This window comes from Enterovibrio nigricans DSM 22720, assembly GCF_900167155.1.
GTDB lineage: Bacteria > Pseudomonadota > Gammaproteobacteria > Enterobacterales > Vibrionaceae > Enterovibrio > Enterovibrio nigricans.
The window spans coordinates 52,925-69,307 of record NZ_FUXU01000016.1; the positions used below are offsets into that span (position 1 = coordinate 52,925).

15 protein-coding genes and 1 pseudogene are annotated in these 16,383 nt (G+C 45.2%); 5 read left to right on the forward strand and 11 right to left on the reverse strand.

The window, feature by feature from the left end:
* From B5D35_RS08390 to rfaD, 10 genes are all read right to left on the reverse strand, one after another.
* Positions 1–1,290, reverse strand: coding sequence for a 3-deoxy-D-manno-octulosonic acid transferase (locus tag B5D35_RS08390; RefSeq protein WP_078752131.1), 1,290 nt, complete (start codon positions 1,288–1,290; stop codon positions 1–3).
* A 15-nt stretch (positions 1,291–1,305) separates the two neighbouring features.
* A complete protein-coding gene (locus B5D35_RS08395; protein WP_078752132.1) occupies positions 1,306–1,701 on the reverse strand; it encodes a GtrA family protein in 396 nt (131 codons plus the stop codon).
* On the reverse strand, positions 1,698–2,696 hold the full coding sequence (locus tag B5D35_RS08400) for a glycosyltransferase family 2 protein (RefSeq protein ID WP_078752133.1): 999 nt from the start codon (positions 2,694–2,696) through the stop codon (positions 1,698–1,700). Before B5D35_RS08400 ends, B5D35_RS08395 begins: the two co-directional genes overlap by 4 nt.
* 17 nt (positions 2,697–2,713) lie before the next feature.
* Positions 2,714–3,592 carry a hypothetical protein gene (locus B5D35_RS08405; protein WP_078752134.1) on the reverse strand — a complete coding sequence of 293 codons (879 nt, stop codon included), beginning with the start codon at positions 3,590–3,592 and terminating at the stop codon, positions 2,714–2,716.
* A 41-nt stretch (positions 3,593–3,633) separates the two neighbouring features.
* Positions 3,634–4,692 carry a glycosyltransferase family 9 protein gene (locus B5D35_RS08410; protein WP_078752135.1) on the reverse strand — a complete coding sequence of 353 codons (1,059 nt, stop codon included), beginning with the start codon at positions 4,690–4,692 and terminating at the stop codon, positions 3,634–3,636.
* Positions 4,692–5,732: a lipopolysaccharide heptosyltransferase II gene (gene waaF, locus B5D35_RS08415; protein ID WP_078752136.1), complete on the reverse strand. Its 1,041-nt coding sequence runs from the start codon at positions 5,730–5,732 to the stop codon at positions 4,692–4,694. The genes B5D35_RS08410 and waaF overlap by 1 nt, the downstream gene beginning before the upstream one ends.
* 16 nt (positions 5,733–5,748) lie before the next feature.
* Entirely contained in the window at positions 5,749–6,996 is a 1,248-nt protein-coding gene (locus tag B5D35_RS08420; RefSeq protein WP_078752137.1) for an O-antigen ligase family protein, read from the reverse strand.
* A 1-nt stretch (position 6,997) separates the two neighbouring features.
* Positions 6,998–7,552, reverse strand: coding sequence for an acyltransferase (locus B5D35_RS08425; RefSeq protein WP_078752138.1), 555 nt, complete (start codon positions 7,550–7,552; stop codon positions 6,998–7,000).
* Between the two features lie 29 nt (positions 7,553–7,581).
* The gene (gene lpxM, locus B5D35_RS08430; RefSeq protein WP_078752139.1) at positions 7,582–8,526 is read right to left on the reverse strand and encodes a lauroyl-Kdo(2)-lipid IV(A) myristoyltransferase; all 945 of its coding nucleotides are present in this window, start codon (positions 8,524–8,526) and stop codon (positions 7,582–7,584) included.
* A gap of 66 nt (positions 8,527–8,592) precedes the next feature.
* Complete coding sequence (gene rfaD, locus B5D35_RS08435) at positions 8,593–9,537, reverse strand: ADP-glyceromanno-heptose 6-epimerase (RefSeq protein WP_078752141.1); 945 nt, start codon at positions 9,535–9,537, stop codon at positions 8,593–8,595.
* A 152-nt stretch (positions 9,538–9,689) separates the two neighbouring features.
* Here rfaD and B5D35_RS08440 point away from each other — a divergent pair, with 152 nt between their 5' ends.
* The 5 genes from B5D35_RS08440 to B5D35_RS08460 all read left to right on the forward strand — a co-directional run bounded on the left by B5D35_RS08440 (position 9,690) and on the right by B5D35_RS08460 (position 16,092).
* On the forward strand, positions 9,690–10,337 hold the full coding sequence (locus B5D35_RS08440) for a TetR/AcrR family transcriptional regulator (protein ID WP_078752142.1): 648 nt from the start codon (positions 9,690–9,692) through the stop codon (positions 10,335–10,337).
* 202 nt (positions 10,338–10,539) lie between these two features.
* A complete protein-coding gene (locus tag B5D35_RS08445; RefSeq protein WP_078752143.1) occupies positions 10,540–11,736 on the forward strand; it encodes a glycine C-acetyltransferase in 1,197 nt (398 codons plus the stop codon).
* A gap of 6 nt (positions 11,737–11,742) precedes the next feature.
* Entirely contained in the window at positions 11,743–12,780 is a 1,038-nt protein-coding gene (gene tdh, locus B5D35_RS08450) for an L-threonine 3-dehydrogenase (RefSeq protein ID WP_078752144.1), read from the forward strand.
* A gap of 548 nt (positions 12,781–13,328) precedes the next feature.
* A complete protein-coding gene (locus B5D35_RS08455; protein WP_078752145.1) occupies positions 13,329–14,651 on the forward strand; it encodes a glycosyltransferase in 1,323 nt (440 codons plus the stop codon).
* Positions 14,652–14,736: 85 nt separating this feature from the next.
* Complete coding sequence (locus B5D35_RS08460) at positions 14,737–16,092, forward strand: amino acid adenylation domain-containing protein (RefSeq protein ID WP_157828333.1); 1,356 nt, start codon at positions 14,737–14,739, stop codon at positions 16,090–16,092.
* Between the two features lie 13 nt (positions 16,093–16,105).
* Here the strand turns inward: B5D35_RS08460 and B5D35_RS08465 are convergent.
* Positions 16,106–16,383: pseudogene (locus tag B5D35_RS08465) on the reverse strand (IS5/IS1182 family transposase); the annotation flags it as partial.

Below are 16,383 nucleotides of genomic sequence, written 5' to 3' on the forward strand. Positions count from 1 at the left end.
TTATTGAAGAAGTCCTTCTTTTTGCAAATAAACATCCACCTGATCAGCATAATTGACCTTGTGTGAGTACTTTTCGCTATCGCAGGCCGCGATGGTATTTACCACGAGGTAAAAAGCCGTCAGCCCTATCAACAGTTTTCTAAAGCGAGAGGGATTATCTTGTCGCCATTTATCGACGGTGACCAATATCGGGATAAGCGAAATCGGGAAGGTCATGATCAGATGCCAATACGAAAAGGTAATAGGCGAGAGCATGGCATTGATGATGATGGCCAGTACGGTGGCAGCAGCGTATAGCAAAAGCCAGTGCGAGTTATTTGGAATCACAGTGTCCCGCTTGATCATGGGTTTCACCGTTTTCCAGGCTCGCCAGTTTATCTTGGCGGCTATCACGACGGTTACCGCGCCAACCAGATACAGTGTGGCTTGCCAAAGGTATTGGAACACCATCTGCAGCCAGCCAATGGTTGTCAACCAGTCAAACGTGGTGTCCGTGATAATGCGGTTTGAAAAGAGTGTCGAGGCATAGCGCAGCCAATAGAGGATGGCCTTTAACACCGGATAGACGTGCACCAATCCATAACCAATATACCGATCACTTTCGCGGCTTATCGTTTCATTGTTGGCGTATTCCTGAAAGTAGGGAATAAGGGACATCAGAATGACTAAACCCGCAGCGACAACTCCCCACCAGTTTGGGTGGGACATTTTTCGATAGAGCAGGTAGCACGAGATAACGGCAAGAATCGGCCAAGAGTAGTGGAACTGCATCGCGCCGCCAATTGCCAAAACATGCAAGAAACTGAAGATGAAATCTGGCTTTTCTCTGAGCTTAAACGCCGACCAAAAATGCAACGCTGCGAAAAAGCAAAGATAGGCGGGGTTATAAATCTGACTGTCGTACAAAAGCCAAGGGTTGAGCAAGTACGCCACCATAAAGAAAAGACGTACTTGCTGACTGAACACCTGCTTGATGACGGCGTCCAGCATCAGGTAGGACAGCACACGTAAACCAATCAACAGCAACATGGGGGCCCATGGGTTATCCCATAGCAAAAGTGGTCCGCCAACAATCCATGCGGACAAGGAGCCGGGCACATTACCGACAGCACTCGCTGCATTGCCATAGGCCAGCCAGATATCTTGGTATGCCCCTAGGTAGCCTTTGAGCAACATTTGCTCCTGATCGCCTGTCATGATTTGGTAGTTGGCGTAAAGGATGGCTAACAGCAAGCCAAGGGTTACCCCTGTTTTTTGAAGTAAAGAAAAATGACGATCGATAAAAGGCATAGGCAAATCCGAGAATTAAGGTTTGGCGGGCTCTGAAAATGTCCAGATTTTGTGAATGATGTAGGTGACCAAGGGGATGAGGAAAACAACGATGAGGACTCGGAGATAAGGGCTGGACCCTTGAAATATTTCGCTAATAAGCTGAGAAATGACAAGCGCGGAGAACTGTACGGTGAAAAAGCGAAAAGCATTATTGAGAGATAGATGTTGTTTGAAGACGAAGGTCGATTGCAAAAAGTAAGAAAGAAAAAACGCGCATGCGAAGCCAATCACGTTAGCAACGAACACGGGAGTCATGAAAAAATGGATCATCGCAAAGGCGGCAACGACATGCATTAACGTTGCCAGCCCTCCTGTTAGCGCGAAGCGAACAATCCGCACGTTGAGCAATTTATCTGACCAGCTACTCACGGCGTATCGCTATGCGCTTTATCGGAATCACTTTCAACAATGTAGACAGGACGTCCCTTTGTCTCCATATAGATCCTTCCAATGTACTCGCCCATCACCCCAAGCCCAATAAGCTGAATACCGCCAATGAATAGAACCGCGCTTAAAAGTGATGCATAACCGGGTAAATCTATGCCATGCCACATTGTACGAATGATGATGGCACTGCCATAGACAAAGGCGATAAGGGACACGATAACGCCGAGATACAGCCATATTCGTAGTGGGGCAGTGCTAAAACTGGTGATCCCTTCTAGCGCGAAATTCCAAAGCCGCCAGCCATTAAAACTGGTTTCACCTGCAGCACGAGGCTGGCGTGTGTATTCGATGACCGAGGTTTTAAACCCTACCCAAGAAAATATCCCTTTCATAAAGCGTTGGTTTTCTGGAAGAAGTTGAATCGCGGTGACAACTCTGCGGCTGATGAGACGAAAGTCGCCCACATTGTCAGGGATTTCAGGGTGGGCGATGCTGTTGTGAAATCGATAAAACAAATTCGCCGTTATTCTTTTTGAGATGGTATCGCTGCTTCTGTCTACGCGTTTAGCGACAACAACATCAAAGCCTTTTTGCCATTCTTGAATAAAATCGCGAATGAGCTCTGGTGGGTCTTGGAGATCGGCATCGATAGGGATAATCGCGTCTCCTTTCGCTAAGTTTAAGCCTGCTGTTAGCGCCGCTTCTTTGCCAAAGTTTCGGGAGAGGTTGATGATGCGGATGTTTGGGTCATTCTTCGCAAGCTGGTTCAATACGGAGAGCGTATCATCTGAACTGCCGTCATTGATGAATAGCAGCTCATAGCTAAGTTGGATATCTGTCAGAATCTGAGATATTTGGGCGTGAAAGCGAGCAAGAACGACTTGTTCGTTGTAGCAAGGGCAAACGATCGAGATGCTTACCTCTTTCGATTGCCCATTGGTGATACTTTGGCCTTGCCCTTGTTTCTGCTCTTCCATGAATTCTCCAAGGCGTTTTAGCAAGCTCTTCCTTTAAAATGTTGTACTTCTTTGGGCGGAAACAGTTTGTTTAGAAGGTTATTTACTTTGCCCTTGATGCTTTTTTCTTTATACACAGTAGGTAGATCAACTAACTGGATCTCTCTCATTCTGGCAAGGTCGTTTTCCAACCTCGAGTTAGAGAGCATTGAGAGCATAAAGAAATCCACAATTCGGGTATTCCACTGTTCTTTATTCCCCCAATAGTGACCAATTTGATTCTCTGCAGGTTCCAAGGGGCCTATTGACTTTAGGGCAACCGAAAACGCGAACTGTTCAACAAGTCGGCGAGTACAATCTGTCGCACACATTTCATCACAAATTGAAATCGCCAACGAAATAGCGGATTTTGCATTTTTCCCACTTATCGCGATAACACCTGCGTTCCACATTTCAGAGTGCGAATCGATAGTGACGTCAGCAAATGTTTTTCCCTTAAGCGATTTCCACATTTTAGTGAAGGTACCGCTAGAACTGTTTGCCAGTGTACCTTCTCTTTCATGCATGTAAGACATGCCTCGGCCTAGACCATCTATGATTTTGTCAAGATTTTGAACATAAAAGGTATCTGAATCAATATAGACAGTATCTTGGTCAGGGTTTGCCAAAATGGCAGATTCGATCCCTTTCATTTTAATGCGCCAGAAAAAGTCATGTTCTCCTCGCCACTCGTTCATGATCTGTTGGTTGATCTCGATGATATCGACATGGCTTCCGAAATATTCATAGTACTTAGGGCGATCAGTGACGACACAAACCTTCTTTACTAATGGGCTTTGTAAAAAAGAGAGAATTGCAAATGAGGCCTGATAGTGATTTTCTAGGCGGTCGCCAAATGTAAGTAAAGTTAAGACCATCAATAAATCCGTTTATATGTTTATTAGTAGTTTTATGGAAATCAGTGTTGAGAGGTTATCCCAGCACTTTCCATACATTGAATGATTTGCACTGTAGTTGGGATCGACGTGTCTGCATTCATCACAATATGATGAATTGGTTCATATCGTGGCGTGTATCTAAACGGTACCGTTGCATAAAAAATGCCTACAGTTGGTGTATGCGTCGAAATTGCGACATTTCGAACGCCAGTATCAGGTGCTACAACAAGACAGGCTGCAGCGCAGTAGTGCAGTAGAGCATCCAAAGGCAGGCACGGCTGAATGGAGAAATTATCATGCTCTTCGGTGAGGACTTTTAGGTAGTCACCTTTCTCATTGTCTTTAACCCCTTCCAAGAAAACGTGCTGGTACTGCGGGAAGTGCGTCACAGCAGATTGGAGAAGATCAGCCATTTGCTCATTTTTTAGCACCTTGCGTGGCTGTGAAGCGCCGTTAAAATAAACAATGTATGGCTTGTCATTGTTGACCAATTCTTTGTGGTCGGGGTAACCAAAGTCCAAACGATGTACAGGGTTATGACCCAAGATTCTTAGCATGTCCAACATGGTCTCTACTTCTGGGCTAAGATCCGAGCGAAACACTGCCGCGTTATAAAGTGTGCCGCGTAGCCATGCCTTATAGGGAAATCCTATTTTCAATTTGGCTTTGTTGAGAAGATTAACCCAGTAAGAGCGATTGGTGCAGGCAAGGTCAAAAATCACATCTTGATCCCCAACTTCTTTGAAATTAGCGAATTTCTCTGACGATGTGACGTGTTCTTTTTTGTCTCTGCCGTGTAAAACTACCGTGCGGTCTGCTAAATCAGACGGCATACCATACTGATAGGTGGACAGGGCGACGAGTGTAATTTCAGCATTTGGAAAAAACTTGCGTGCTTCGATTAGAAATGGGCGGGTAATGACTTGGTCGCCAAGTGCGGCATGACGAATAACCGCTACTTTTTTCACTCGGTTAGGATCAAACTCGTTGTTTAAATAGTGCTTTGCAGATTTTGATGCATAAGCACCTTTTTCAAAACAGGCGTATTTGGTCGAAATTTTAGGTTGGCTGAATTTCATTATGGTACCGATTGCGAATTGAGTTCGTTATAAGCGTTCATTACCAAGGATGGCGTTAATTCTGTTAAGCACTTTAAATGCCCTAGCGGGCACTCTCGCTTGAAACATGGGCGACAGTCGATACTCGTGTTCACCATTTTTACCGATGCGGAAAGTGGCGGCGTGTACTTAGGCGAGCTTGAGCCATATATCGCTACGATGTTTGAACCAACCGAGGCAGCTACGTGCATAAGCCCTGAATCATTTGAAAATACCGTGTGGCAGGCTGCCAGCAGATCGACAGCATCGACCAGTGACGTTTTCCCTGCTAAGTTGAAACACTTGTTTTGAAGTTCTTTGGGGAGAGCGTGAACGATGGACTCTGTCACGTCTCTGTCTTTAGGGCCCCCAAACAAACAAATCTGATTGCCTTGCTCGATAAGCGTAAGAGCAACGTCAGCATAGTGCTTTTCAGGCCAGCGTTTCGCAGGTCCAAATTCAGCACCAGGGCAAATACCGATGATAGGCTGAGAGCTTTTGATGCCAAATTGCTCTAAACGTACGGTTTGATTCGTTTTATCGACGCTTAACCTTGGGTAAGGAACTCGTTCGATATTTACCTCTTCCAACATCTTTTCTTTGGTATGCGCCAATGCAACGTATCGTTCTACCATGTACTGGAAGGCTTTACGGTCTGGTCGCAAATCGTTTAGCAAACCATATCGCAGTTCGCCTTTCCATCCTGTACGTTTCGGTACACGAGCAAACCAGGGAATAAGTGCTGACTTTGCTGAGTTTGGAAGTACATAGGCATGTGTGTATTGGTGAATTCGAAGAGATTTTCCCAAGGCGAAACGACCGGAAAGATTAAATTCACCGTGCCCGATTGGCATTTCAAGTGCATTGTCTATCTCTGGCATACGTTCCAGTATTGGACGGCACCAAGCGGGTGCCAGCACATCAATGTGGGATTCTGGGTGCTTTTCTTTCAGCCTCATATAAAGGCTTTGCGACATCACCATGTCACCGACCCAAGATGGGCCAATTATTAATATCTTCATATATGTCTGCCAGACACTAACTTAAAGCGTTTTGCTCGTTGTCTTTTGTGCCATAAAGTGTAGCGGCAAAGAAAAATGCCATGAAAATTCCAAAATACACGCTGATCAAGTTTGCTTGCAAAAGCACTTCTGTTAAACCAAAGATAGTTATCCCTGCGACAAAAATAGCTCCTGCCCGTGCATATTCACTCTCTCTCTTTCGTATGAAAAATAACAAAGGAAACACCAGCATGGCAAAGACTGCGGGGATGGAAAACAGGCCATTTGAAGCCAGCATTTCAAAGTACTGGCTATGAGCGTGACCTCTGCTAACTCCTGTTACCCAATAGCTTACTTTGCCTTTTTGATAGAGATGTTGATTCAGCGTTTCGCGATCTCCGTGACTAAGGCCATAAATGGGATTTGCTTTTAATGCTTCGATTGAGGCATACCATAATTGGAGCCGCCCCCCCGTAGACGCAGAGTCTTTAATATCGCCAGAGGCCACTTCTCTAAATTCTTGAATGGTAAAATCTGTTCTTTCTTTTACAGAAGGTGACAAATGGTAAGCACTCATCAAAGTTGCAACAACTGCAAATACCATCGTCGCCAATTTAACAGGTGCAAGTTTCATCTTGTAGATGGCAGGTATCAAAATTAGAAGAAGAGGTATCGCAAAAATCGCGCCACGAGTGAGTGTTAGCAGTGTTGCTACTGAAGCGGCAAAAAAGCCTAGAAAAAGGATTTGCTTTCTTGGTGAATTGAAAGCAAAAGACAGATTTAAAAATGCCAATGAACAGGCTAAATAACCGAAATTTATGCTGAATAGGAAGCCGTCAACACGTGTGTACCCTAAGAAGAAATGTTGGATTAGCGCGATCATCATGGCTCCAATCGCACCAACGACTAAACCATACTCCAGATGCTTTTTTACAGAAATGTTAGGAAGTTCTTGTTTGAATAACAGATATACAGGGATGCAAAGTAGAATCTTACTTGGTCCATCGATATATCTAAAGTTGCCTAGGTCCAATATTACATTGGGTACATTGACGAGGAAGTAAGCGGACAAAAACACAAAAATTAGCTTGTCTAACTTGGTTAAAGAGATATTTTTCCTGTTCTGAATGCAATATACAGTGGCATAAATTACTAGGAAAATAGCAATAGCAACGCTAAAGTTTGGCGTCCACAGCAATAAGCCGGGAACAAAAAACAGGCTATTAGAAATGACTCGTTCTGGCGTCAAAATATTAGGACGTTGTTTTGTTGCAAGGTTCATCATTTTAGTATGTTAACTCTCTTTTCCAGGACACTGCTTTTTTTACAACTTTAGCTGGATTACCGGCGACTACGCTGATTTCTGGTACATCCTTTGTCACGACGGATTGAATGCCTGCTATTGCACCATCACCTATATGAACGCCCTTAAGGACTGTAACACTATCGGCCAGCCATACGTTATTTCCAACAGTAATGTCTTTTGCCCGATTTATGCGCTCAGAGTTGATGCAAATGTTGTGTCCATCGCTCGTCATTAGTTTTACATTACGTGAAAACATACAATTGTCACCGATACGGAGAGTGGTGCCTTTCTCTCTTGATGATAAATAACAACCTTCTCCAATGACACAGTTCCTTCCTATGATAATCTGACAATTATCTCCATCTATTTCGATATGCACACCCTTAAGGTTTACGCCTTCCTCGATAATAAGACGGTTATTTTTGCCTTTTATTTGTATGCCACATTGGCGAATACGTACATTCTTTTCGAGTGAGATATGATTGTCTTCTGACACTCGAACTTTATTTCGCCAGCGAAATAAAAAGTTAAACAATCGGCCTCCGTGAACGCAATTTGGTTGTGTTAGTAACGCTGGCCACCATCTGGCTTCGAGCGTAACAGGTTCATAATCCACATATACTGCCCTGGGTCATTCTCCAGAAACTGCTCAATTCTCGCATTCATCATTCGTGCATCGGCTTCTTCACTACCTGTTGGGAATGGTGCAAGAGGCGGCTGTACAATGACTTCGAAATCGCCGGTTTGACGGTTATAGACTGGCATTAACGGCACAATCTTGGCGCGGCTAAGTTTGGCCAGTTTGCCTAAACCTGACAGGGTGGCTTTCTGCGTTGCAAAGAAGGGAACAAATACACTGTAATTTGGACCGTGGTCTTCATCAGGTAAGTAGTAGCCGAGATAGCCTTCACGCACAGACTTAATGAAAGGTTTTACACCGTCAGAACGTTCATGTATACGACCGCCATATTTCAGACGTTGAACATTCATCAACCAGTCTATTACTTTATTTTTCTGTTTCTTTACCATCGCGGCCACGGGCAAACCACGTGACGCAAGCTGAACGGCAGGGTAGTCAATCGGCCAACTGTGAGGCACTAACAAAATAACGTTCTCACCGTCCTCGACCAGCTCCGTCAGAATGTCTTCATTGCGAAATAGCGTGCGTGATTCGAGATACTTTTTGCTGCGCATCATAATGGTGGCGAAGCCAAGCATTACGCATCCTGCATTAATGTAGCTTTGTTCGAGAATAGCATAACGTTCTTCGTCGGTTTTTTCAGGAAAACACTCTTGGATGTTGATTACTGCACGCTTTTTGGCGCGATTATTTAGTTTTACCAAACGTTTAGCTAAAAACGTTGCCAACTTGTCACGCAGACGAAAAGGGACGAAGGCCAAAATGGCGGCAAAGAATATACCTAGCCAGGTTCTCCAATAGCGAGGATGCAGGAAAGCGCTCTCGAACGTCGGGAGATAAGAAGAGTTGGTGTTTGAATCTTGGCTCATAGGATTGGAACTACAAATCAATCAGACATAATAAGAAAAACGGGCCGTGGCCCGTTTTTCTGCCCATTACTTGTTGAGGATCGCCATGTACTCGGCAACACCTTCTGCAACCGTTTTGAATTCTTCTGGGTAACCCGCCGCGCGTACTTTTGTCAGGTCTGCCTGAGTAAACGCTTGGTAACGTCCTTTTAGGTGGTCAGGGAATGGGATCTCTTCCACTTCACCTTTACCGTGGTGCGCGATCACAGCCGTTGCCACTGCACGGAAAGGTTCCGCTCGGCCAGTGCCACAGTTAAAGATGCCAGATTGGTTGTTCTGCCAGAACCAGATGTTCATTTTGCACACGTCACCGACGTAAACGAAATCACGCTTGAAGGTATCGCTACCTTCAAACAATTTCGGGTTTTGGCCGCCTTTGATTTGGTTGTTCAGGTGGTATGCAACAGACGCCATGCTGCCTTTGTGGTTCTCACGTGGACCATACACGTTGAAGTAACGGAAACCTGTAATTTGCGACAAGGTCTCACCGTGTGCTTCCGCATCCGCCCAAAGACGACGAACATAGTTGTCAAACAGTTGCTTTGAGTAACCGTAAACGTTCAGTGCGCCTTCGTATTGTGGCTCTTCGATAAAGTCATGATCGCGGCCGCCGTAAGTAGCAGCAGAAGACGCATATAGGAACGGGATTTCACGCTCAAGGCAGAAGTGCAGCAACTCTTTTGAATACTCGTAGTTATTGAGCATCATGTACTTGCCGTCCCACTCTGTGGTCGCAGAGCACGCGCCTTCGTGGAAAACCGCTTCGATTGGGCCAAAGTCATCACTCGCCATGATTTGCGTGATGAAGTCTTCTTTGTCCATGTAGTCTGCGATATTCAAGTCAACCAGGTTAGCGAACTTGGTACCGTCTTTCAGGTTATCAACAACCAGAATATCGTTAATACCTTGCTCGTTAAGTGCTTTAACCAGATTGCTGCCGATCATGCCGGCACCGCCAGTCACTATAATCATATTTCTACCTAATATCAGACATTGAGAAGACCCCGCCATCAATCTCGCGGAGGCTATGGTAATATGAGTACCTGACGGATTAACTCTCTAAAAAATGAGTGGATCCGACAAGTATTGTTTCCCTTTTTGGGCTTGAGGATAGCAGCTTAACCATGAAAACACGTGATCGCATTATTCATTCTGCATTGGCATTATTTAATGAGCAGGGTGAACCCAACATCACTACCAATCATATTGCTGCTGATCTCGGTATCAGCCCAGGGAATTTGTATTATCACTTCCGTAATAAAGAAGAGATTATACACAGTATTTTCGATCAATACGCGCTCGATCTTTCTGTGGGCTTTCAGCCGGAAGTGGCTGCCAATTCAGACCAACAACGCTTGCTTAGCTATCTAGATGCGACCTTCCAACTGATGTGGCGCTACCGTTTTTTCTACGCCAACCTTCCCGATATTTTGCGTCGAGATGCTGAGCTCCAAGTTAAGTACCTAAGCGCCCAGCAGGAATTAAAGGCCAACTTGCTTACCATGCTGAGTCAGTTTCGCAAGACGGGCTGGGTGGAGATGAGTAACGACGAGTTGGAGTCCCTTTGTGGCACCTTGAAGCTTGTGGCATCAAGTTGGATTTTTTATCAAAGCGCACAAGCTCCTGAGACCAAAGTGACACCCGCTGTGATTTATCAAGGAGTGCTTCAGATACTGGATATGGTCTCTCCGCTGGCAACCCAAAAGGGCCGTTTTGTTGTTGCCGAATTGATCGAGCACTATCGCGCACAAATGGCGAGTACCGTTGCGTGATCCACTGCAACAAGATGTGCTAATTAAGTAGACGCAACCTTCCTTAGAACTCTATCATCAGCCTCCAAATTACTATGTCATACTGTAAGAAGATTGTCTGTTGGACATATCAGCTTCACATGTGAATAACAACCAGCACGAAATCAAGATCCTATGAATTTGTGTTGAATTCCCGTTCCTGTTTCCGTTTATGGAGTAAGCGATGACTGCCGCTTTTTACCAGCAAATTTGTCAGCAGCTTGAAGAAGTAAAAGCTGAAGGTCTTTATAAAGATGAACGTGTGATCACGTCTGCGCAACAGGCGAAAATTACAGTGACGTCGGGTGCGGAGGTGCTGAACTTCTGTGCCAACAACTATCTAGGTCTCGCAAACCACCCTGCTTTAATTGAAGCAGCTCAAAAAGGCATGGATGAGCAAGGCTTTGGTATGGCTTCTGTTCGTTTTATTTGCGGCACGCAAGATGCACACAAAGTGTTGGAACAAAAACTTTCAGCCTTCTTGGGCATGGAAGACACTATTCTTTACACCTCGTGCTTTGATGCAAATACGGGGTTATTTGAAACCATTTTAGGTGCGGAAGATGCCATTATTTCTGATGCATTGAACCACGCTTCGATCATTGATGGTGTGCGCTTGTGTAAAGCGATGCGTTTTCGCTACAGCAACAACAACATGGATGAGCTTGAGCAGCAATTGATTGCGGCGAAAGAGGCTGGTGCGCGTAATACGTTGATCGTAACCGATGGTGTGTTCTCGATGGACGGCGTTGTTGCAAACTTGCCTGCTATCTGTGACTTGGCGGACAAGTACGGCGCACTGGTGATGGTTGATGATTCTCACGCCGTAGGCTTTATGGGTGCGAACGGTCGCGGTACACATGAGCACCATGACGTGATGGATCGCATTGACATCATCACAGGAACCTTGGGTAAAGCCATGGGTGGCGCATCAGGCGGCTACACCGCAGGCCAGAAAGAAGTGATCGATTGGCTACGTCAGCGTTCGCGTCCTTACTTGTTCTCTAACTCTGTGGCGCCTGCAATTGTTGCGGCATCGATTCGAGTCATTGATCTATTGGCAGAAAGTGGCGATCTGCGTACCCAGCTTTGGGACAACGCGAACCACTTCCGTGCACGCATGAGCGAAGCAGGCTTCACGCTAGCCGGTGCTGACCATGCCATTATTCCGGTAATGCTTGGCGACGCGAAAGTAGGTGCAGAGTTTGCTGAACGTATGATGAAAGAAGGTATCTACGTTGTCGGTTTCTCGTTCCCTGTCGTACCAAAAGGCCAAGCACGTATTCGTACCCAAATGTCGGCAGCACATAGCCGCGAGCAATTGGACAAAGCCATTGATGCCTTTATCAAAGTGGGTAAAGACATGGGCCTGATTGGATAAGCAGTAATGACGAACAAAATGAAAGCACTGGCAAAATTGAAAGCGGAACCTGGCATTTGGATGACCGAGGTTGAGTTGCCGGAACTGGGTCACAATGATCTCTTAATCAAAATCCGTAAAACCGCCATCTGTGGCACAGACGTGCATATCTACAACTGGGATGAATGGTCACAAAATACCATTCCTGTCCCTATGGTTGTCGGCCACGAATATGTGGGTGAAGTGGTGGGCGTTGGTCAGGAAGTTCGCGGCTTCAACATCGGTGATCGTGTATCTGGCGAAGGTCATATCACATGTGGCCATTGCCGTAACTGCCGTGCTGGCCGTACACATTTGTGTCGTAATACCATCGGTGTGGGTGTAAACCGTGAAGGTGCATTTGCGGAGTACTTGGTGATCCCTGCATTTAACGCCTTCAAAATTCCAGAAGACATTTCTGATGATTTGGCGTCTATCTTTGACCCGTTCGGTAATGCGGTGCACACCGCGCTGTCGTTTGACCTTGTTGGTGAAGACGTACTGATCACAGGGGCTGGCCCAATCGGCATCATGGCAGCAGCGGTCGCGAAGCACGTTGGAGCACGCCACGTAGTGATCACGGATGTGAACGAATACCGTCTGGATCTTGCACGCAAGATGGGTGTAACCCGCGCCGTGAACGTGGCAGAAGAGAAGCTGGAAGATGTCATGGCTGAGCTTGGCATGAAAGAAGGTTTTGATGTGGGTCTGGAAATGTCAGGTAATCCGTCTGCGTTCAATGGCATGCTGAAAACCATGAACCATGGTGGTCGTATTGCACTGCTGGGCATTCCGCCATCCGACATGGGTATCGATTGGAACCAAGTGATTTTCAAAGGCTTGGTTATCAAAGGTATCTACGGCCGCGAAATGTTCGAAACCTGGTACAAAATGGCAAGTCTCATCCAATCTGGTTTGGATCTGACCCCAATCATCACGCACCATTACAGCATTGATGACTTCCAAGAAGGCTTTGATGTGATGCGCTCTGGCCAGTCAGGTAAGGTTATTCTGGATTGGGAGTAGGGTTAAAGTGGGGGAGAGAAAATGTCAGCCCTCATCGCTCGAATGTTGGCTTTATGACGACAGTAGAGCGGAAATAGCCGTATTTTCCTAACAAATGTTCCAAAAACGGTTCCAAATATAAAGAAAGACGTCCCAAGACTTGTTGGGGCGTCTTTGCTTTCTCTCTTCCTTCCAAGATCGCTCAGATTCCGTTTTATTCGCTTCTTTTAACTACTTTCCACAGACTTTTGCCATCATAGTGATATCTGAGTGGCGCGTTTCCTCTACTAAATCACTGGTATTGGTGTTTGTATAAACTAGCGTAAGTGTATCGATTTCGCTTTGTTTTTTAGTCTGTAACGTTTTGCTAGGTAGTTAAATGCCATATTTTATACTGGGAAACTGTCGTTCAAAATAACGTTCGAGAACTTGCTTTCGATGGGATAATTGTTAGATGTGTCGAATTTTAATTCAAATTAAATGTAAATATAACTAGGCTAAGTTTATTATTTAATTCACAGCGTGAAATAAACAATGTCAGAATTTGTAACCTTGGTCTGGATCATAAAATGGCAAACATATTACTGTCTAGCCATTGGGTGGGAGGGGATATTCTTCCTTTCATTCGAATGGGTGAGTATTTAAAAAGGCAGGGGCATCGAGTTCGTGTTTTTAGCCATTACGGTTATAAACATTGGGTGAAGGAAGCCGAGCTGGATTTTACTTCTTGGGAAAATGAACAAGAGTACCAACAACTTGAAATAGATCTACCTGGCTTTCTTGAACCCTTTACTCAGCCAAAACAATTCGAACTTTTTCGGAGTCAGTATTTAAGTCCTGAACGTCGTCTTAAAGAGTTCAATATTTTGGCTAAATGGGCAGATGAGCCTGATACTATTATCATTGGACGCTGTCGCTCCAGTATTGCTGCCATGCATCTGTCTGAGATACATAAGATTCCCTACATCAATGTATATCTTGCTCCTAGTAACCTGAGTTATATGATGCTCATCAATCAGAGCTTCAAAGAGCATGCGGATAAAGAAATCAATGTATTAAGGAAATATCTTGGGCTCAGTACCCAGTCAACGTGGCTAGATTATCAATTTTCAGCGCCTCACAATTTGGCGCTCTGGAGCAGTCATCCAGAGTGGAACTCTGAGTCGGTAGGGAAATTACAGCCTGACGCTATCGGGTTTCCATTGCCTCAGTTCGACGTATCTGATGATATACCAGACAATGTTGCCCATTTCCTGTCTGGACACTCTGCGCCTATATTAATAACGGGCGGGACCAGCAAACTGATTTCAAAGAATTTTTATCAAGTCGCGATTGAGGCGTGTGAACGATCTGATCGAGCCGCTATCGTAGTGACAGAACACGATCACGTGCTACCTCATTCGTTGTCTTCTCAAATTCTGAGAGCCAGAAGATTGCCATTTGATAAGGTATTTCCGCACTGCTCTTTGGTTATTCATCATGGAGGAATTGGTAGTACAGCTCAATGTTTAGCTTCTGGAGTGCCTCAGCTTGTCATGGCGCATATGACTGACGGTCCCGATAATGCCAGAAGGGTCGAATCGCTTGGTGTTGGGAGATTTTTGCCTCAATCTGACTGGGATATGGAGACACTTCAACACGCGATGAAGGAGCTTAGTTCTGGCTTGCTGAAAAAAAAATGCCACGAGGTAGCGAATTATATCAACCAAGAACAACCGTTTTCAGAGGTCAATAACCTGATTGAAGCCCTCGTATCTGAAAAAAGCGGATATGTACCATCCCCCAAGCCTCCAGAAAAAAAACCTCAATCAGAGGTTAATTCAGTAAATAAAACGATTAAAAACAAAATTAATAAAAGAGCACTTCTGATGAGAAGGTTAAGAAGCGAATAATCGAAAGGCTGACTTTAAGTTATCTATAGAATATTGGTTCAAAGGATAGCTCTAATTTTCACAAATAATATTCCGTGGAATGAATATGACCAATGGATTTGATCGAGATCACAATATAAGTCTTCAGCAATTGCTTGAGCAACGGGTGAAATTGTCGGAAGACAAGAAAGCCGTGGTTTTTAATAACAAGGCTATAAGCTTTAGCCAATTAGAAGACAGGGCGAATAAGCTCGCTAATTTACTCGTCGAGAACCAGATAAAACCACAAGATAGAGTCGCCATCTTATTGGATCGCTCAGTCGACACCATTGTTTCAATACTGGCGATTTTAAAAGTGGGGGCGACTTACATTCCGATTGACCTAAATTATCCACACTCCCGCATCGAATACATGCTTGAAGATAGCCAATGTCAAGCAGCATTACTGGATGAAAGTGGTGCCGAATTTGTGGGGTTGATGAGCCTTCAGCTTGGAATTTCGTTTATTCCTGTTGCCGAATGTGAATCAATGCCCTCTGATTTCGAGATGTACACTAGTCAGCCTTTTGACCTTGCTTACATCATTTATACCTCGGGTTCGACGGGGAAACCCAAAGGCGTATGCGTCACCTACCAAAATTTACTGAACTTTAATGCGGGTATGCAGGAATGTATCGGTGTGGTGAATGTTTCCGCTATTGCATCGCTGACCACGATATGTTTCGATATTTTTGTTCTCGAATCCATCGTTGCCCTTCTACAAGGGGTATGCGTATATCTTGTGTCGGATGACCAACGCAAATCGGCAATCCCACTGACACAAGTGATTGAATCTGTCGATGCTCTTCAAATTACGCCCTCCCACCTAGGTCTTCTTTTAGAAAGCTCTGTTTCCACTGAAGCGTTATCCAAACTCCGCTTATTGCTGATTGGTGGTGAAGCACTGCCGCAGCCTTTGCTTGAAAAACTGAAGGGCGTGACGTCAGCGCGTCTTTTCAACATGTACGGTCCTACTGAAACAACAGTATGGTCGTGTGTTCAGGAACTTACCCATCGCAGTCAGGTGGACATCGGCTTCCCGATTCTCAATACACAAGTTTACGTTTTAGATGAGAAAGAGAGACCCGTTGAAGACGGTGAAGTGGGAGAGCTATGCATCGCCGGTGCGGGAGTCAGTGCGGGTTACTGGAACAAGCCGGAGTTAACCGCCAAATGCTTTATACGTCATCCTTTGGTGCCCAATGGGCAATTGTACAAAACGGGTGATTTAGGTTTACGCAATCCCGATGGTAGCTATCGGTGTTTAGGTCGCAAAGATCACCAAGTCAAGGTTAACGGACATCGTATTGAGTTGGGGGATATTGAAAGCCACATCCTTTCCGTTTCTGGCGTTCAACACGTTGGGGTTGTTCTCTCTCAAGGGCTTTGTTGCTTAATTCGGTTGGAAGACATGGCAGCCTAAAGTTGTTCGGTTCTTAAGCAATATACTGAGTTTCAGGCATACCCAGTCCTGTAAGCTTGTTCAGCGCTTTGATCATAGCGTAAGTCTCGCCAACCTGAGCAATGTAATTTCTTAGGCTTAATTTCACACCTAGCAGCTGTTTTACTCGGTACATTGCTGTCTCTGATAGTGAGCGCTTGTGATAGCCATACCGCTTTTTCCACTTCTTGTTGGAGCCGTAGAGCTTTTGACAACCTACTGCTAAATTGCGAGGGTGTCCTTGTTCCCAGAATGCAGCCCCTTCTCGTGGTG